Raw genomic sequence first — 18,296 nt, forward strand, 5'->3', positions numbered from 1 at the left:
GGTGTGTCCCGGTGGCTAAGCGATGACCCCATCCAAGGCCACCCCTGCCGGAGCGTTTCGATGCCTGAGACCAAGAACCAGTTCACCCCCCGCGTGTTTTCAGGAATTCAGCCGTCGGGTGGGCTGACGCTGGGCAACTATCTGGGTGCCATCACAAAATTCACAGACTGGCAGAACCGGGGCACGCATCAGACGGTGTTCTGCATGGTCGACCTGCATGCCATTACCGTCCCGCAAGCGCCCGAGACGTTGCGCCACAATACGCGCGAATTATGTGCGGGTTTCCTGGCATCGGGGATCGACCCGGAGCGGAGCATCCTGATCAATCAGAGCCAGGTGCCTGAACATGCGCAACTGGCGTGGATCTTCAACTGTGTCGCCCGCATGGGGTGGATGGGTCGGATGACGCAGTGGAAGGACAAATCCGGCAAGAACGCCGAAGCCGCGTCGCTGGGGCTTTTTGCCTATCCGGCACTGATGGCAGCAGACATCCTGATCTATCATGCGACGCATGTGCCGGTGGGTGAGGATCAGAAGCAACACATTGAATTGACGCGGGATATCGCGGCCAAGTTCAACCATGATTATGGCGTGGATTTCTTCCCGATGACCGAGCCGGTGATCGAGGGGGCGGCAACGCGGATCATGTCGTTGAAGGACGGCACGAAAAAGATGTCGAAGTCCGATCCGGTGGAGGCGAGCCGGATCAATCTGACGGACGATGCCGATGCGATTGCGAAGAAGATAAAGAAGGCCAAGACCGATCCCGCCCCCCTGCCCGGCACCGTCGAAGGGCTGGAAGGACGGCCGGATGCGCGGAACCTGGTGAATATTTATGCTGCCTTGTCAGAGAGTTCCGTGGCTGACGTGCTGGCCGCGAATGACGGCAAGATGTTCGGATACTTCAAACAGGACCTGGCGGATCTGGCGGTGACAAAGCTGGCGCCGGTGTCGTCGGAAATGGCGCGGCTGATGCAGGACCCGGCAGAGATCGACCGTATCCTGGCGCGAGGAGCGGAGCGGGCGCGGGAAATCACGGTGCCGATCCTGGAGCGGACCTATGACATTGTCGGGATGGTGCGCTGAGGGCCGGATTTCGGATTTTCCTGCCGTATTGCGGGTCGGGGGGCGACGGCACCCTGCCCTTATTTTCCGGCATATAACGGGTGTCACCCCCCGTGCACCCCCTGTGCACCCCCCGTTCATACCATCTTGCAGTCGCTTGCGAACGGTCGGGTCGACATGCGCAACACGCTGCGTTCCGGTTTACGCGCAAGGGGATTCGGATGCCGGACGAGAAGCCGCTTGACGGCCATTCCCCGACCCGACTAGAGCCGCGTCCTTCGGTGCGGTTCAGAGGGGACCGAACATGGCACGATACAGCCCCGCCCTGGGTGTCGATTTCGGCACATCCAATTCGGCCGCCGGGTATCTTCACGACGGTAAGCCCCGGCTGATCGAGATGGGGTCCGGCCAGGCCAGCCTGCCGACCACGTTCTTCTTCGACTTCGAGACCCGGCAGACCCTGACCGGGGAGGCGGCAAACCGCGCGCTGCTGGAGGGGGCCGAGGGGCGGTTCATGCGGGCGCTCAAGCGTGTGCTGGGCACCGCGCTGATGCACGAAAAACGCCAGATCCTGAACGAGCGTGTCACCTTCGTCGAGATCATCGCGCGGTTCCTGAACCAGATCAAAACCCGCGCCGAGACTGACACCGGGTTGACCTTCGACCGCGTTCTATCGGGCCGTCCGGTGGTTTTTCACGGAACGGGCGATGCGCGCGAGGCACAGGCCGAGGCGGACCTGCGGGCCTGTTATCTGGCGGCGGGGTTCACATCGGTGGACTTCATGTTCGAACCTGTTGCCGCGGCCATTGCCAGCGGCGCGACCGAGCAATCGGGCGAGGTCGGGCTGATCGTCGATATCGGTGGTGGCACGTCGGATTTCTCGCTGTTCCGGTCGGGTGGGGCGGATGTCGAAATTCTGGCGAGCCATGGCGTTCGCATCGGCGGCACCGATTTCGATCGTGCCATCAGCATCGAGCGGGTGATGCCACTTCTGGGCAAGGGAACGCAGCTGCGCAAGGTGATCGGTCCGGGCCTGCTGACCGCGCCCAACGCGATCTTCAATGATCTGGCAACATGGGAGAAAATACCCTTCCTCTATAACGCGCAGACCCGTCGCGCCGTCGATGAGATGACGCGCCTGTCAGAGGAGCCGGAGAAGCTGGACCGTCTGATTGCCGTTCTCAGGGATGAGCTGGGGCACGATCTGGCCTTCGCGGTGGAACGCGGCAAGATCGACGCGAATGGCGGGATGCAACAGGCGGGTATTGCGCTGGATCAGATCGAACGGGGGCTTGGGGCACCATTGTCGGCGGATACATTGAGTAAAATTCTGACACCCTGTGCCAGTGAGCTTTGGGCCGGCGCGCAGGAGACGCTGCAACTGGCCGGTCTGGACCCGTCGAGAGTCGACCGGGTGATCTATGTCGGCGGGTCCAGCCTGATGTCGATCGTGTCGGACACGATGAAAGCGCTGTTCCCGAACGCATCGCATTCGTTCAGCGATGTGTTTACCGCCGTGACAGACGGCCTTGCGCGGGCGGCCGGGCGTCCCTGATCGACAGGCCTGCGTCCGCCTCAGAGTTTCAGATGACGCGCCCTTGCACCGCGTTCGATGGCGGCGGCATGAAGCGGGTCGATCTCGAACTCGTAGCGAATTTCGCGCAAAAGCTCCAACTCGGTCTGGAATACCGTGCCGTCGGCGGCCGCGACGTCGCAGGCCAGTGCATATGCCGTCTCGAAGTGGGTGTCGGGCAGGGCGTCGCGGATCAGGCCGAAGATCGCGTCGAGGCCATCTTCCTCTTCCAGCAGATCGAAAACGGTTTGCGCGATGGCTTCCATCCGGTCCTCATCGAAGCCCGCGAAAATCGGCAGATGGTTGACGATGGATTGAATCGTCAGAAGCTCGGACGTGCGGATCGTCGCATCGGACGCGGAGACCGTGATCATCAGCGCCACCAAGGCATCCTGACCGGACATGGAGGGTGAAGATGTGTCTTGAGCGGGCATTGGCGTCTCCTTCCTCCAAGGATTTATTGACGACGCCGCACTGCCGCAATAGGTCGGATCGGCTTAAACCCATAGGATGACCCCATGACACGCCTGCGCGACGCCGCAATGACATCGAAGGCCTGGCCATTCGAAGAGGCCCGCAAGCTGGTCAAACGGTATGAAAAAGCCCCTCCCGACAAGGGATATGTCTTGTTCGAGACCGGCTATGGCCCGTCGGGCCTGCCGCATATCGGAACCTTCGGCGAGGTCGCACGCACGACGATGGTGCGGCGTGCGTTCGAGATGATTTCGGACATTCCGACGCGACTGATCTGTTTTTCGGACGATCTGGATGGAATGCGCAAGGTGCCCGAGAACGTGCCGGACCCCAAGGCGCTGGCCGGGTATCTGCAGATGCCGCTGACGAAAGTGCCCGATCCGTTCGGAACGCACGACAGTTTCGGCGGGCACAACAACGCGATGCTGCGGCGGTTTCTGGACACCTTCGGCTTTCAGTATGACTTCATCAGCGCGACGGAATTCTATGGCAGCGGGCAGTTCGACGCCGTGCTGTTGCGCGCGGCGGAGCGGTATGACGACGTGATGGCGATCATGCTGAAGTCGCTGCGTGAGGAGCGGCGGCAGACCTATTCGATCTTTCTGCCGATCCATCCCGAGACCGGACGGGTGTTGTATGTGCCGATGAAGCATGTGGACGCTGCAAACGGCACGGTGACGTTCGATGACGAGGACGGGCGGGAATGGACGCTGCCGGTCACCGGCGGGAAGGTGAAGTTTCAATGGAAGCCGGATTTCGGGGCGCGCTGGGCGGCCCTGGGCGTCGATTTCGAGATGTATGGCAAGGATCACGCCGCGAACACGCCGATCTATGGCGGCATCTGTCGGGCGCTGGGGGGCCGCGCGCCCGAGAACTTCACCTATGAGCTGTTCCTCGACGCGGAGGGGCACAAGATTTCGAAGTCGTCCGGCAACGGTCTGAGCATCGATGAATGGCTGACCTATGCGGCGACGGAGTCGCTGTCGTATTTCATGTACCAGAAGCCGAAGACCGCCAAGCGGATGCATTTCGACGTGATCCCCAAGGCGGTCGATGAATACCATCAGCAATTGCGCGCCTATCCGGGACAGGACCTGGTGCAGCAGCTGAACAATCCGGTGTTTCACCTCCACGGCGGGCAGGTGCCCGCGTCGGATATGATCGTGCCGTTTTCGATGTTGCTGAACCTGGCATCGGTTGCCGGGGCGGAAGACAAGGACGCACTATGGGGGTTCATCCGGCGGTATGCGCCCGATGCCGACCCCCAGACACATCCGCAGATGGATCGCGCCGCCGAAGGAGCGGTGCGGTATTACAACGATTTCGTGGCACCTGCGAAGGTATACCGCCTGCCGACCGATGCCGAACGCGCGGCATTGGAAGAGCTGCGCGACAAGTTGCGGGCCTGGGACGGGGCGGTGGACGATGAGGCGTTGCAGGGGGCGGTTTATGACGTCGGGCGCGAGCGGTTCGATCCGATGCGCGACTGGTTCAAGGCGCTGTATCAGGTGCTTCTGGGGGCCGACCAGGGACCGCGCTTTGGCGGGTTCATCGCGCTGTATGGCGTGGCGGAAACGGCCGATCTGATTGACCGCGCGCTGGCCGGAGAACTTGTCGGAAACTAATCCCGCGATTGATTCGTGCCTTCCGTGGTCTAGTTTCAGACATGCAATTCGGGAGGATACGGCGTGAAGGGATTGATTGCAGCAGTGTTGCTGGCAGCCGGTATGGCGCAAGCCGACGAGGGTGCGATCCGGGGCGCGATCGGCGGCCAGATCGAGGCGTTCAAGGCCGACGACTTCGACACAGCCTTTACCTTCGCCGCGCCGAACATCCGGGGCATGTTCGGGAATGCGGACAATTTCGGCCTGATGGTCCGGCAGGGCTATCCGATGGTCTGGCAACCCGGAACGGTCGAGTTTCTGGGCAGCGAGGACAATGGCGGCGTCTGGACGCAGGAAATCCTGATCACCGACGGGTTCGGGCGTCTGCACAGACTGGAATACACGATGGTCGAGACGCCTGACGGCTGGAAAATCGCCGGCGTCCAGATTCTGACGGCCCCGGAAGTCGGCGCCTGACACAAATCAGAACAGAGGCACGTGCGTTAACTCTTCTTTAACCGTTCGTCGTCAGTTTGGCCGTTGTTGAACCGGCTGAAATCGTGTTTGGCACGGAAAACCCTTCTTTTTCGAAGGCCGCTTTCCAGGGTGAAGGGCGACTTTCATCACATTACTCACAGATGAGGACTGTCCCGGCTGAACGCCGCTGGGGCGGTCCTTTTTCATTTTGCGCGACCTGCGGAAGGGGACAGGAATGAACAAGTCGATCACCGAGGGGCTCGTCCTCGCGCCCCCGGCCTTTGCGGCAGGGCTGAATGTCTGGTCCCGGCAGGACGGGCTGTCCGGATCGGATACCTATGACAATTCAGGCAACGCTGTGCTTGTGGCGGCCGATCAGGATTTCGGCGGCTGCCTGGAAATGGTCAAGACCGACAGCGTGCAGAAGCTGCGCTGGATGGGCAATACGCCGATCTTTCCGGGATGTTATTACCGGGTCACGATCCGGGTGAAGGCCATCTCGGGCAATCTGGCCCGCGTCCGTGCCGCCGCCACGCCGGTCAAGGCGAATGGCGACCTGGTGTTTGGCGCGACGACCGCAGGCCCCGAGGTGGCGCTGAGCGCCTATGGCCGGGTCGAAACCGTCAGCGTCATCCTGGGCACGGGTAACCGGGGCGGCGTGAACCTGACGTTTGGCCAGGACGTGGCCTTTACCCATGTCGGCCTTGACCTGGTCGGGCCCAACGGCGGCACGGTGCGTATCGACGACATCGAGGTCGAGGACATCACCAGCGCCTTCCTGCGGACGATGATGGACTGGGTCGACGTGCGCGATTATGGCGCGAAGGGCGATGGCGTGACCGACGATTCCTCGGCCTTCGAGCGGGCGGACGCCGATGCGAACGGACGGGCGGTTCTGGTGTCGTCGGGCACCTATCTGCTGAACAATCACGTGACGTTCAATAGCCCGGTGCGGTTCGAGGGCCGGTGCGAGATGCCCCGATCGAAGCGGCTGAGCCTTGTGCGGAACTTCGAGATCAACAGCTATATCGACGCCTTCGACGATGAGGAGGAGGGTTTTCGCCGGGCCATCCAGGCGCTCTTCAACTTCACCGACCACGACACGCTGGATCTGATGGGTCGCCGTATCGAGCTGACCGAACCGTTGGATGTGCAGGCGGCGGTCTATGACAAGACAACCTACGCCAATCAGCGGTCGATCAAGAACGGTCAGATCGACGTGCAGAACACCGCCAGTTTCGACACGACGACAGTAACAGCGAGCGGTGACTTCGACCCGTCCAGCCCGCGCGAATTGACCAATGTGCCGAACATTTCGTCCATCGCGGTCGGATCGCTGGTGCAGGGCCCCGTCGGGGTCGGGCGCGAAGTCTATGTCAAATCGACGAACGTCTCGACCGGGGTCATCACGCTGAGCGCCGCGCTCTGGGGCGCGCCGTCGCAGCAGGCCTACACCTTCAGGCGCTTCAAATATGCGCTGGACTTCAGTGGCTTCGACCAGTTGCAACGCTTTGTTCTGGAGGATGTAGAGTTGCTGATGGCGGGACGGTCGTCCGGTATCCTGTTGCCGCCCGCAGGTCTGATTTTCCACATCAAGGATTGTTTCATCAACGGGCCGCGCGACCGTGGCGTGACCAGTCATGGGCTGGGATGTCAGGGCATGCTGATCGACCGCTGCCAGTTCCTGTCGACCGAACAACAGAAGGACGTGTCGGCCCGGCAGACCATCGGTTTCAACGTCAATGCCAACGATACCAAGATCCGCAACAACAGGGCCGTCAAATTCCGCCACTTCGCTGTGCTGGGGGGATCGGGGCACATCGTGACCGGCAACCACTTCTTCCAGGGCGACAACGATACCCTGGGCGAACGCACCGCCGGGATCGTCTTTGCCGACGCACAGGCCAAGACGGTCTTCGTCGGAAATTATGTCGACAACGCCTATCTGGAGTGGACGAACGAGCATGACGGCGCGCCCGATTTCCAGTCCGAATTCTCGTTCGGGGGGCTGCAAATTCTGGGCAACATCATTTTCTCGTCAAACGTGCCCAGCAGTTATCGTCCGATCCACATCAAGCCGTTCGGTCAGGGTCACTACATCAACGGGATGACGGTCACCGGCAATAACTTCAAGACGATCCGGGGGCAGTCTCTGGAGCGGGTGGATATGGTCGATACCACCTATGCCGAACTGGACTATGGCCGGTTCACCGATGTGAACGTCCATTCCAACACCTTTCAGGCGGTCGCCAAGCAGTTCCAGAATCCGGTCACGGTGCCTGTGGTCGTAAACACGGCGGCGGCGACATGGGAAACCGACCTTGCGGATTACATGCCCTTCAAGGGTCGGGCCAAGGTGGTAACGGCGGTCCTTCCCGACGGGGCGATCCGCACCGGCAGTAACGCTGCGGTCTGGACGATGCCCTATGCCAGCGGCAGCATCGGCGCAAACGGTCAGTCGGCGCGGGTCGTCTGGTCCGAAGCGGTGAAGGGAAAGGTCTTCGTCACCGCCCGGTGCGACGCGCCCACCTGACGGCACGAAAGACGGAGACCGGCGTGGCGGCGACCTCTCTCAGGGTTGACGTCACGCTGCGTTTCAGCGTGGCGGTTCCGCGAATACCCGAAGGTTCGGCTTGCAGGCCCAGAAGCCCTGCAATCATCAGCGCGCGCGGCAGATGCCAGCGGTTGGACACGATCAGGACCGTGACGTCGTCCGGAAGCAGAGCCTTGGCGAACGCAATATTCTCGAACGTATTGGTGGACCGGTCTTCGACCAGGATCGCCCTTTGCGGCAGGCCGAGCGCCAGCGCGACATTGTGGGCCACTTGGCCTTCGGGCGGACCGAAACGGCCGCGTCCGCCGGTGGTGCAGATTGCGGATACGCGCCCCGTCCGCCACAGGTCTACAGCGCGTCGAATGCGCAGATCGAAGGTCGGCGACGGGGTGCCGTCGGACGACACGGCCGCCCCGAGGATCAGGGCGACGGTCTTGGGCGCCACAGGATGCGGCGGGCCATCGGGGGCAGGTCGGAATGGTGTCATTGGTCCTTCATGTCGGCAAGCTTTGCATCTGCGCAAGGGTCGCTGGACGCGGTGATGCCGCACCCCTATCGTCGATGCGACCAAGGGTACGATACAGACTGGGAATGACATGGCTTTCGGCAAGGTGATCCGCACGTATTTCGATGGCACATGGCATGACGGCGATGTCCCGGTGATGCGGGCCGCCGATCATGGCATGTGGCAGGGATCGTCGGTCTTCGACGGCGCCCGCAGGTTCGAAGGCGTGACCCCCGATCTGGACCGTCACTGCGCCCGCGTGAACCGCTCCGCCGAGGCGCTGATGCTGACCCCGACGCAGACGCAGGACGCGATGGTCGAGGCGATCCGCGAAGGGCTGGAGGGTTTCGCCCCCGATGCCGCGATTTACATTCGTCCGATGTACTGGGGCATCCACGGAAGCGAGCTGGGGCTGGTGCCGTCGGGCGAGGAAACCGGTTTCGCCATCTGTCTGGAGGAAGTGCCGATGCACGCGCCCGACAGGACCACGACCCTGACCACGACGCGTTTTCGCCGTCCGGTGCTGGAGGATGCGGTCTGCGATGCCAAAGCGGGGTGTCTGTATCCCAACAACGCCCGCATGCTGGCCGAAGCGCAGCGCGCCGGGTTCGGCAACGCGCTGGTCGCGGATGCGCTGGGCAACGTGGCGGAATCGGCCACGTCGAACGTCTTCATGGTGCGCGACGGCGAAGTTTTCACCCCCATCGCCAACGGCACGTTCCTTGCCGGGATCACCCGCGCACGTCACATCGCCAATCTGGCCCGCGACGGGGTCACCGTGCATGAAGACGTGCTGACCTTCGACGACATCCGGAACGCGGATGAAGTGTTCCTGTCTGGGAACCTGACCAAGGTCACGCCGGTCACGGCCTTCGATGACTGCCAGTATCAGGTCGGCCCCGTCACGCGTCGGGTGCGGGACATGTATTGGGACTGGGCGCTCTCGGCGGCATGATCCTGCGATTGCTCCGTGTGTTGCCGTTGATCGTTACGGTGACGGCAACTGTCTGGGCGCTTTCGACAAATCCGCTGGCACGGCCTTTCGTGGATCGGACCGCAAACGACCTGCGCATCGCGTTGGAGCGAAAGGTCAGTCGCGCGGCAACGTCGGATTGGATCGAGGGCGCGCTGGCCGATGCCGTTACGACCCGAGACGTCGACCGGGCACGGATGCTGATGGATCTGAGTGCCGATCTGAACCGGCCCGTCGATACCCGTTCGGCCGAAGCCATGATCGACGCACGTTCGGGTTGGATCACCATGGCCGCCGATTGCGCGGCCTGTATGGCGGACGTATCGACCTGTCCCACACTGACCCAGGTCGCCGCATGCGCCGTCCCGTTCGAGATGTCGCCGCTGGGCGATCTGAATGCGCTGCGTCGCGCCGGCGTCGCATGGGTTGGCGACAGGCCGGTGGACGAGTTGGATGCGGGTCTGGCGCTGGTCGGCCTGGCGGCGACGGGGGCCATTGTGGTTTCCGGCGGATCGTCGGTCACGATCAAGGCGGGCACAGGCCTTTTGCGACTGGCGCGCCGAATGGGATCGGTCACACCGGATCTTGCCCGGATGCTGCGGCTGCCCGTTCGCTGGTCGCGGGTGGACGAGGTGATGACGGGCGTCGCCCGCCTGGAGGACGCGATTGACGCGCCTGCACTGGCGCGTATCCAGTCGCTGGCGGGCGATCTGGGCCGGGTGGCCACCGCCACATCGCCCGCCGAAGCGTTGCGTCTGGCGCGCTTCGTGGACACGCCGGAAGATGCGGCGAAACTGGCCCGCGTGGCCGAGGCCGCCGGCCCCCGCACCACGCGCAGTTTTGCGGTATTGGGCAAGACCCGCGTATTTCGCGCGACCGTCAGGCTTGGCCGGATGGCGGCGGGAACGTTGCTTCTGATCTGGCTGACGGCCGCGCAGATCGCGGTCATCATCGGCACGCGGCTCAGCGGTATTGTCCTTCGGGGCCTGTTGCGCCCTGTGATTGTCGCACCAACCCGGTGGACAGAACCGCCCGCGCAAGGCAATGCTGAAAGCCATTGAAACGACGACCGGGGCACCCATGCGCAAGTTTCTCGTCATCCTGGATGACAGTCGAGAATGTCTGAACGCGATGCGTTTCGCATCGCTGCGGGCAGAACATACTAGCGGCGGCATCGAGGTCCTTTCGGTGATCCCGCCGGACGAATTCAACCACTGGATCGGCGTCGGCGACATCATGCGCGAGGAAGCCCGCGAACGCATCGTCGCCCACTTCGAGGTTTTCGCAAAGTGGATGCGCGACAAGCACGGGCTGGAACCTCATCTGGTGATCCGCGAGGGGGAACCGGTGACCGAAATTCTGGCACAGGTCACGGAAGATCCGGAGATTGGCGTGCTGGTTCTGGGCGCGTCAGCGGAAGGCAAGGGTCCGGGCCCACTTGTGACGCAACTTGCACGATCGGCGGGCAGTCTTCCGGTACCGATCACCATCGTGCCAGGCACATTGTCCAAGGAGCAGCTGGAAGATATCGCGTGACAGCCCGCCCGAGACCCTGATGCTTCGCTGATCCAGTTTAGAACGGTTCCAGATCGTTGACATCGGGGGATCGGAGGCTCACATTAGAGTCCAACCCGGAGGCACCCTCATGTTCATCCAGACCGAAACCACACCGAACCCCGCAACCCTGAAATTCCTGCCGGGTCAATCCGTGCTGGACTCGGGCACTGCCGATTTCCCGACCGCCGAAGCCGGGGAAAAGTCGCCGCTTGCACGTCGCATTTTCGCCATCGGCGGTGTGACCGGCGTGTTCTTCGGCAATGATTTCGTCACCGTGACCAAGGACGACGGAACCGAATGGGACCATGTGAAGCCTTCCATTCTGGGCGCCATCATGGAGCATTTCCAGTCGGGTGATCCGATCATGGAGGGCGAGGCCGAGGCTGCGCACGGTGCCAATCACGCCGAAGAAGACAGCGCCATCGTCGGCCAGATCACCGAGCTGCTGGACACCCGCGTCCGTCCCGCCGTGGCCCAGGATGGGGGTGACATCACCTTCCACGGGTTCGAGCGGGGGGTGGTCTATCTGCAGATGAAGGGGGCCTGCGCGGGTTGCCCTTCGTCGACCATGACCCTGAAGATGGGGATCGAGAACCTGCTGCGGCACTATATTCCCGAAGTGCTGGAGGTTCGCCCCGTTGGTCTGTGACCATGGCGAGCGTTGACCGGCTGACCCTGGGGTTCGATACTTCGGCCGCGCATTGCGCGGCCGCTTTGGTGTCGGGCGACAGGGTTCTGGCGCATCGGATCGAGGAAATGCGCAAGGGTCAGGCGGAACGCCTTATGGTCCTTCTGCAAGAGGTTCTGGCCGAGGCAGGTGTCGACTGGGCCGAACTCGCAGCGTTGGGTGTCGGTACCGGGCCGGGCAATTTCACCGGAACGCGGATTTCGGTTGCCGCCGGGCGTGGCCTTTCGCTGGGGCTGGATATTCCCTGTGAGGGGGTGAGCCTGCCGGATGCTTATGCCGACGGGCGCGACGTGGTCGTCTGCCTGCCTGCGCCGCGCGATCTGGTCCATCTGGCATATCGCGGAGAGGTCATCGTCATGCCGCCCACGGGCCTTCCGGCCGATTGGTTGGCTCCGCTGACCGGACCGGCTGCGGAAAGGGTGGCGACGGCGACCGGACGCGCTGTCCTCCCTACACCCGACCTTGCCCCGCAGATCGCACGCCTTGCCGCTTGCCGCGCCGGGCGGGACCGTCCGCGCGCCGCACCGGTCTATCTGCGACCCGCCGATGCCGCGCCCGCGTCCGACCTGCCGCCGGTCATCCTGCCGTGACGCCAAAGAAGATGGCCGCCCTGCACGCGCAGGCCTTCGACGGGTCGGCGCGCTGGTCCGCCGAAAGCTTCACCGCGATGCTCGACAGGTCCGACACGATCATCGTGAGCGGGAACGATGGCTTCGCGCTGGGCCGTGTCGTGGCCGATGAGGCGGAGCTTCTGACGATCGTGGTCGCATTGGCACAACGGGGTCAGGGCACCGCCCGCACCCTGTTGAGTGGTTTCGATCGCGAGGCGCGCAAACTGGGGGCGACGCAGGCGTTTCTGGAAGTCGCCGCCGACAATGCCCCCGCCCGCGCGCTTTATGCCGCGACCGGCTGGATACAGGTCGGCTTGCGGCCCGGTTATTATAACGGCACAGACGCCCATCTGCTGCGCAAGACCCTTTGACCACAGGTCATAGCCGCCAGACTCAGGTTGACCTTCCGCCGTCCCTGCGGCCTTATCCCATGCATCAATGGTGACGTGGCCCCTTCGGGGTGCAAACAATAACGTCCGTTCGACGGGAGAGACCAATGACCATCAACAAGACCCTCATGGGTGCCGTGGCAACCATAGCGCTGACGGCCGGAACGGCCTTCGCCGAGCCCGGCCTGATCATCGACCTTGGCGGCAAGTTCGATAAATCTTTCAATGAATCCGCTTACAACGGCGCACAACGCTGGGTCGAGGAGACCGGGGGCGACTACTCCGAGACCGAACTGGCCAACGAAGCCCAGCGCGAACAGACCATGCGCCGCATGGCCGAACGCGGTGCGAACCCCGTCGTCGTTCTGGGCTTCGCCAATGCCTCGACCCTCGAAGTCGTCGCGCCCGACTATCCGGACACCGAGTTCGTGATCGTTGATATGGTCGTCGATCAGCCCAACGTGAAATCGGTCGTCTTTGCCGAACATCAGGGCAGCTATCTGGTCGGCATGATGGCCGCCATGGCGTCCGAGACGGGCACCGTGTCCTTCATCGGCGGCATGGACGTCCCCCTGATTTCCAAGTTTGCCTGTGGCTATGCCCAGGGTGCCAAGGCCGCAGACCCGGATGCCAATGTCATCGTCAATATGACCGGCACGACACCCACCGCATGGAATGACCCGGTCAAGGGTGCCGAACTGACCCGCAGCCAGATCAGCCAGGGTTCCGACGTGGTGTTCGCCGCCGCCGGTGGCACCGGGATCGGTGTGCTTCAGGCCGCTGCAGATGCCGGTATCCTTTCGATCGGTGTCGACAGCAACCAGAACTACCTGCACCCGGGCCAGGTTCTGACATCGATGGTCAAGCGCGTGGACAACGCCGTCTATGACGCCTTCACCAAGGGCGCCGCGGGTGAGCTGGAGACCGGCATTTCGGTCATGGGACTCGATAACAACGGCGTTGGCTTCGCGATGGACGACAACAACGCGGATCTGGTCACCCCGGAAATGGTCGCGGCCGTCGAAGAGGCCAAGGCCAAGATCATCGCAGGCGAAATCGAAGTCCACGACTTCACAACGGACGGCAGCTGCCCCGCCTACTGAGGCAGCGACACCGACAAGACCGGACGGGGCCCTTCGGGGCCTCGTTCCCGTATCACGACCGGCCGGGGGATGGGCATGGACGAGACACTTGCGATCGAACTGCGCGGCATTTCCAAGGCGTTCGGGCCGGTGCAGGCGAACAAGGACATCTCAATCCAGGTCAAACGCGGAACCATTCATGGCATCATCGGCGAGAATGGCGCGGGCAAGTCGACGCTCATGTCGATCCTTTACGGATTTTACAGGGCCGACTCGGGTGAGGTATTCATCGGCGGCAAGAAAACCGAAATTCCCGATAGTCAGGCCGCCATCGACGCTGGCATCGGCATGGTGTTCCAGCATTTCAAATTGGTCGAGAACTTCACCGTTCTGGAGAATGTCATTCTGGGCGCCGAAGACGGCAGGCTGCTGAAGCCGTCGCTGGCGAAGGCCCGCAAGCTGCTGAAGAAGCTGGCAGACGATTACGAGATGGACGTCGACCCCGACGCCATCATCGAGGACCTGGGCGTCGGTCAGCAGCAGCGCGTCGAGATCCTGAAGGCGCTGTATCGCGAAGCCGATATTCTGATCCTGGATGAACCGACGGGTGTGCTGACTCCCGCTGAAGCCGACCACCTGTTCCGTATTCTGAAAGGTCTGCGCGACGAGGGGAAAACGATCATCCTGATCACCCACAAACTACGCGAGATCATGGAGATCACCGACACCGTGTCCGTGATGCGGCGCGGCGAGATGACCGCGACCGTCAAGACCGCCGAGACCTCGCCCGAACAGCTGGCCGAGCTGATGGTCGGCCGCAAGGTCTTGCTGCGGGTGGACAAGACGCCTGCCACACCCGGCGCTGTCGTGCTGGAGGTCGAGAACCTGCGGGTGGTCGACGACCGAAACGTCGAGCGTCTGCGCGGCATCGACCTGACCATCCGGGCGGGCGAAGTGCTGGGCATCGCGGGCGTATCCGGCAACGGACAGTCGGAATTGCTGGAGATTCTGGGCGGCTATGCCAAGGGCACCGGCGTGATCCGTGTGAACGGCCAGCAGATCGACATCACCGGGTCCGCGTCCGACGCGCGCACCCGTCGCGCGCGTGGCATCGCCCATGTGCCCGAAGATCGGCAGCGCGAAGGTCTGATCATGGATTACCGGGCGTGGGAAAATATCGGCTTCGGGTATCATGATGACCCGAAATTCAACTCGGGCCTGCTGATGGATAATTCGGCGCTCAAGGCCGACTGTGTCGACAAGATGGAGCGGTTCGACGTCCGCCCGCCGGACCCGAATCTTGCCGCCAAGAACTTCTCGGGCGGCAATCAACAGAAGATCGTGCTGGCCCGCGAAATCGAGCGAAACCCCGACCTGCTGCTGATCGGCCAGCCCACCCGCGGCGTCGATATCGGCGCCATCGAGTTCATCCACCAGCAGATCGTCGCCCTGCGCGATCAGGGCAAGGCGATCCTTCTGGTCAGCGTTGAACTGGACGAGATCATGGCTCTGTCCGACCGCATCGCCGTCATGTTCGACGGCCGGATCATGGGAGAACGTCTGCCGTCCGAGACAAATCAGGGCGAGCTTGGACTGTTGATGGCGGGCATCACGGAGGATGCGGCATGAACGACGCCATGCCGAAATGGGCCGACATCGTCCTGATCCCACTTATCAATCTGGCTCTGGCACTGCTCGTTTCGGGGCTTGTCGTGGCGCTGATCGGCAAGAACCCGTTCGAGGCATTGTATATCCTCGTGAACGGGTCGGTCGGATCGGCCTATGGCTGGGGTTACACGCTGTTCTATGCCACCAATTTCATTTTTACCGGCCTGAGCGTCGCGGTCGCGTTCCACGCGCGTCTGTTCAATATCGGCGGCGAAGGTCAGGCGGCATTGGGCGGGCTGGGCGTGGCCCTGGTCGCGCTCTCCATCGACTGGCCGCACTGGGCAGTGGCCCTGCCCGCCGCCGTGATCGGGGGAATGATCTTCGGCGCGCTCTGGGCTGCCGTACCAGCCTACCTTCAGGTCCGGCGGGGCAGCCACATCGTCATTACGACGATCATGTTCAACTACATCGCCGCCGCGCTGATGGTCTATCTGCTGGCCAATGTGCTGAAAGTGCCGGGCAGCGCCTCGCCCGAAACCGCGCGTTTCATCGAAGGCGCGCGCCTTCCCAATGCGGCGGATATTCTGCCGTGGGTCGGCTTTTCCAGGTCAACGCCGCTGAACGTCAGCTTTCTGGTCGCGGTTCTGGCCTGTATCGGGGTCTATTTCCTGATCTGGCGGACCCGCCTGGGCTATGAAATCCGCGCTTTCGGCCATTCGGAACCCGCTGCGCTCTATGCCGGTATCTCTCCTGTCAGGATCACCATGCTCGCGATGCTTATTTCGGGCGGTCTGAGCGGGTTGATGGCGATCAATGCCGTCATGGGCGAGGCGGAACGTCTGGTGCTGGACCCGGTTCAGGGCGCGGGATTCGTCGGCATTGCGGTCGCGCTGATGGGTCGGTCGCATCCACTGGGCGTGTTCATCGCGGCGCTGCTGTTCGGGGCGTTGTATCAGGGAGGAGCCGAACTGACGTTCGAGATGAACGGCATGACGCGCGAAATGATCCTGGTGATTCAGGCGCTCGTGATCCTGTTTACCGGCGCGCTGGATAACATGGTGCGATCGCCGGTTGAACGAATGTTCCTGTCGCGGAGACGTCAGCCCGAGGCGCCGCTGCCGACCACACCGTTGCAACCGGGCGGCCATCCAGACGATGCGAAGATCGAGCCATGAGCGGCCCTTTGCACGTCCTTTCCGGTTTGCTGCCGCATCCAGGCATGCACCAACCATCTGCGGCCTTCCGCCTCGCCACCGACAGGAGCTGACATGGACTTCCTCGGCGTCATTCAACTGCTCGACTCCTCGCTGCGTCTTGCGACACCGCTTCTTCTGGCCTGTCTGGCAGGCCTGTTCAGTGAGCGGGCAGGAATTTTCGACATCGGGTTGGAAGGCAAGATGCTGGCCTCGGCGTTCTTTTCGGCGGCGGTCGCCAGTTATACCGGCAGCGTCTGGATCGGTCTGATGGCGGGTATCGGCGCGTCATTGGTGCTGGCGGCGATCCACGGTGTTGCGTCCATAACTTTCCGCGGCAACCAACTGATTTCGGGCGTGGCGATCAACTTTCTGGCGTCCGGCCTGACCGTCGTGATCGGCGAAGCATGGTTTTCGCTGGGCGGACGGACCCCGCAACTGGAAGGCGCGGCACGGTTCCAGGAAATCACCCTGCCCTTTGCCAATGCGGTTCGCGATGTCCCCTATCTGGGGCCGATCTACGCGGACTTTCTGTCGGGCCATTCGATCCTCGTCTATGTCGCGCTGGCCCTTGTCCCGATCACTTGGTGGGTATTGTTCCGCACCCGGTTCGGCCTGCGCCTGCGCGCGGTTGGCGAAAATCCTGCAGCGGTGGATACTGCGGGCGTCAGCGTCGTGGGCTTGCGATATGCCGCGGTGATGATCTGCGGTGTGCTCACCGGCATCGCCGGGGCCTATCTGGCGACCGCCCTGTCGGCAGGCTTCGTCAAGGAGATGTCGGCCGGACGCGGGTTCATCGCGCTGGCCGCGCTGATCTTTGCCAAGTGGCGGCCCTGGTATGCTTTGGGGGCGACGCTGCTGTTCGGCTTGCTGGAGGCCCTGGGCAACCGGTTCCAGTCGCTGGACCTGTTCGGCATCCCGATCCCGACGCAGTTCATGCAGGCCCTGCCCTATATTCTTACTGTCGTGATCCTGGCCGGGTTCGTCGGTCGGGCCATCCCGCCGCGCGCCGGGGGGGAGCCCTATGTCAAGGAACGCTGAAACCCTGACCACCCTGATCCGCGACCGGGCCGGGGTCGAGGCACCGCGTCTGGGTCTGATCCTCGGGTCCGGCCTGGGTCATCTGGCGGAGCAGGTCGAGGGCGTCGCCATCGACTATGCCGACCTGCCCGGTTTCCCGCATGCGGGCGTCTCGGGGCACAATCCCAGGCTGGTGATCGGCGATCTGGGCGGGACGCGCGTTGCCGTCTTCGGCGGGCGGACGCATTATTACGAACAGGGACGTGCCGATGCGATGCGCCTGCCGCTGGAGGTCCTGGCAAAATTGGGCGCCGAGGGTATGATCGCCACCAACGCCGCAGGCAGTCTGCGCCCGGACATGCCGACCGGATCTCTGATGCTTCTGTCGGACCACATCAATTTTTCGGGACTGAACCCCCTGATCGGAGAGCCGACCGATCGCAGGTTTGTCCCGATGGGCGATGCCCACGATCCTGCCTTGCGTGCCGCGCTGCGCAATGCGGCACAGGCCGAAGCGGTCGAGATGCACGAAGGAGTCTATGCCTGGTATTCCGGCCCGTCTTTCGAGACGCCCGCCGAAATTCGCGCGATCCGCGTTCTGGGTGCCGATGCCGTGGGCATGTCCACGGTGCCGGAAATCATACTGGCCCGGTTCCTGGGGATGAAGGCAGCTGCGATCTCGACCATCACCAACATGGCGGCGGGACTGAGCGACGAAGCGATCAGCCACGACCACACCAAGGCCATGGCCCCTATCGGAGCGGCCAAGCTGGAGCGGGTGCTTCATCGGTTTCTGAGTGAACCGGACTAGCCGGACAATGTGGCCAGTCGCACCTTTGGCTTAGGTCCAGAAGGGGAAGTTTACGCCGTCTCGGGGTTTTCAATCCGGCAGGGGGTTTGACCGCCTGCCCCCAATCTTGTTT

Annotated in this window: 18 protein-coding genes; 16 read left to right on the top strand and 2 right to left on the bottom strand. The window is 62.8% G+C overall.

What is annotated here, in order from left to right:
- Positions 1 to 60: 60 nt before the first annotated feature.
- Entirely contained in the window at positions 61 to 1,086 is a 1,026-nt protein-coding gene (gene trpS / locus AC13C2_RS13780) for a tryptophan--tRNA ligase (protein ID WP_482887153.1), read from the top strand.
- Between the two features lie 283 nt (positions 1,087 to 1,369).
- Positions 1,370 to 2,620 (top strand): Hsp70 family protein, encoded by a 1,251-nt coding sequence (locus AC13C2_RS13785; protein ID WP_482887154.1) that lies wholly within the window; start codon positions 1,370 to 1,372, stop codon positions 2,618 to 2,620.
- 20 nt (positions 2,621 to 2,640) lie between these two features.
- On the opposite strand, the gene AC13C2_RS13790 is transcribed toward AC13C2_RS13785, so the two are convergent.
- Positions 2,641 to 3,072, bottom strand: a complete 432-nt coding sequence (locus AC13C2_RS13790) for a tellurite resistance TerB family protein (RefSeq protein ID WP_092760219.1) — start codon at positions 3,070 to 3,072, stop codon at positions 2,641 to 2,643.
- A gap of 84 nt (positions 3,073 to 3,156) precedes the next feature.
- Here AC13C2_RS13790 and AC13C2_RS13795 point away from each other — a divergent pair, with 84 nt between their 5' ends.
- The 3 genes from AC13C2_RS13795 to AC13C2_RS13805 all read left to right on the top strand — a co-directional run bounded on the left by AC13C2_RS13795 (position 3,157) and on the right by AC13C2_RS13805 (position 7,726).
- A complete protein-coding gene (locus tag AC13C2_RS13795; RefSeq protein ID WP_482887155.1) occupies positions 3,157 to 4,737 on the top strand; it encodes a lysine--tRNA ligase in 1,581 nt (526 codons plus the stop codon).
- A 63-nt stretch (positions 4,738 to 4,800) separates the two neighbouring features.
- A complete protein-coding gene (locus tag AC13C2_RS13800; protein WP_482887156.1) occupies positions 4,801 to 5,193 on the top strand; it encodes a DUF4864 domain-containing protein in 393 nt (130 codons plus the stop codon).
- A gap of 235 nt (positions 5,194 to 5,428) precedes the next feature.
- Entirely contained in the window at positions 5,429 to 7,726 is a 2,298-nt protein-coding gene (locus AC13C2_RS13805) for a glycosyl hydrolase family 28-related protein (RefSeq protein ID WP_482887157.1), read from the top strand.
- On the opposite strand, the gene AC13C2_RS13810 is transcribed toward AC13C2_RS13805, so the two are convergent.
- The gene (locus AC13C2_RS13810; protein WP_482887158.1) at positions 7,698 to 8,234 is read right to left on the bottom strand and encodes a YdcF family protein; all 537 of its coding nucleotides are present in this window, start codon (positions 8,232 to 8,234) and stop codon (positions 7,698 to 7,700) included. The two genes, AC13C2_RS13805 and AC13C2_RS13810, sit on opposite strands and share 29 nt — an antisense overlap.
- 109 nt (positions 8,235 to 8,343) lie before the next feature.
- Here AC13C2_RS13810 and AC13C2_RS13815 point away from each other — a divergent pair, with 109 nt between their 5' ends.
- From AC13C2_RS13815 to AC13C2_RS13865, 11 genes are all read left to right on the top strand, one after another.
- Positions 8,344 to 9,207 (top strand): branched-chain amino acid aminotransferase, encoded by an 864-nt coding sequence (locus AC13C2_RS13815; protein WP_482887159.1) that lies wholly within the window; start codon positions 8,344 to 8,346, stop codon positions 9,205 to 9,207.
- Positions 9,204 to 10,286: a hypothetical protein gene (locus AC13C2_RS13820; protein ID WP_482887160.1), complete on the top strand. Its 1,083-nt coding sequence runs from the start codon at positions 9,204 to 9,206 to the stop codon at positions 10,284 to 10,286. Before AC13C2_RS13815 ends, AC13C2_RS13820 begins: the two co-directional genes overlap by 4 nt.
- Before the next feature lie 19 nt (positions 10,287 to 10,305).
- Positions 10,306 to 10,761 carry a universal stress protein gene (locus AC13C2_RS13825; protein WP_092761201.1) on the top strand — a complete coding sequence of 152 codons (456 nt, stop codon included), beginning with the start codon at positions 10,306 to 10,308 and terminating at the stop codon, positions 10,759 to 10,761.
- A gap of 109 nt (positions 10,762 to 10,870) precedes the next feature.
- On the top strand, positions 10,871 to 11,431 hold the full coding sequence (locus AC13C2_RS13830; protein ID WP_092760205.1) for a NifU family protein: 561 nt from the start codon (positions 10,871 to 10,873) through the stop codon (positions 11,429 to 11,431).
- Between the two features lie 2 nt (positions 11,432 to 11,433).
- Positions 11,434 to 12,060 (top strand): tRNA (adenosine(37)-N6)-threonylcarbamoyltransferase complex dimerization subunit type 1 TsaB, encoded by a 627-nt coding sequence (gene tsaB / locus AC13C2_RS13835; protein ID WP_482887161.1) that lies wholly within the window; start codon positions 11,434 to 11,436, stop codon positions 12,058 to 12,060.
- Between the two features lie 11 nt (positions 12,061 to 12,071).
- A complete protein-coding gene (locus AC13C2_RS13840) occupies positions 12,072 to 12,452 on the top strand; it encodes a GNAT family N-acetyltransferase (RefSeq protein ID WP_482887162.1) in 381 nt (126 codons plus the stop codon).
- Between the two features lie 125 nt (positions 12,453 to 12,577).
- Complete coding sequence (locus AC13C2_RS13845) at positions 12,578 to 13,573, top strand: BMP family lipoprotein (protein WP_092760199.1); 996 nt, start codon at positions 12,578 to 12,580, stop codon at positions 13,571 to 13,573.
- A 75-nt stretch (positions 13,574 to 13,648) separates the two neighbouring features.
- Positions 13,649 to 15,181, top strand: a complete 1,533-nt coding sequence (locus tag AC13C2_RS13850; protein ID WP_482887163.1) for an ABC transporter ATP-binding protein — start codon at positions 13,649 to 13,651, stop codon at positions 15,179 to 15,181.
- A complete protein-coding gene (locus tag AC13C2_RS13855) occupies positions 15,178 to 16,335 on the top strand; it encodes an ABC transporter permease (protein WP_482887164.1) in 1,158 nt (385 codons plus the stop codon). The genes AC13C2_RS13850 and AC13C2_RS13855 overlap by 4 nt, the downstream gene beginning before the upstream one ends.
- Before the next feature lie 93 nt (positions 16,336 to 16,428).
- Positions 16,429 to 17,394, top strand: a complete 966-nt coding sequence (locus AC13C2_RS13860) for an ABC transporter permease (RefSeq protein ID WP_092760195.1) — start codon at positions 16,429 to 16,431, stop codon at positions 17,392 to 17,394.
- Positions 17,378 to 18,184, top strand: a complete 807-nt coding sequence (locus tag AC13C2_RS13865; RefSeq protein ID WP_092760193.1) for a purine-nucleoside phosphorylase — start codon at positions 17,378 to 17,380, stop codon at positions 18,182 to 18,184. The genes AC13C2_RS13860 and AC13C2_RS13865 overlap by 17 nt, the downstream gene beginning before the upstream one ends.
- Positions 18,185 to 18,296 lie beyond the last annotated feature (112 nt).

The organism is Jannaschia sp. L-14R, from assembly GCF_056857695.1.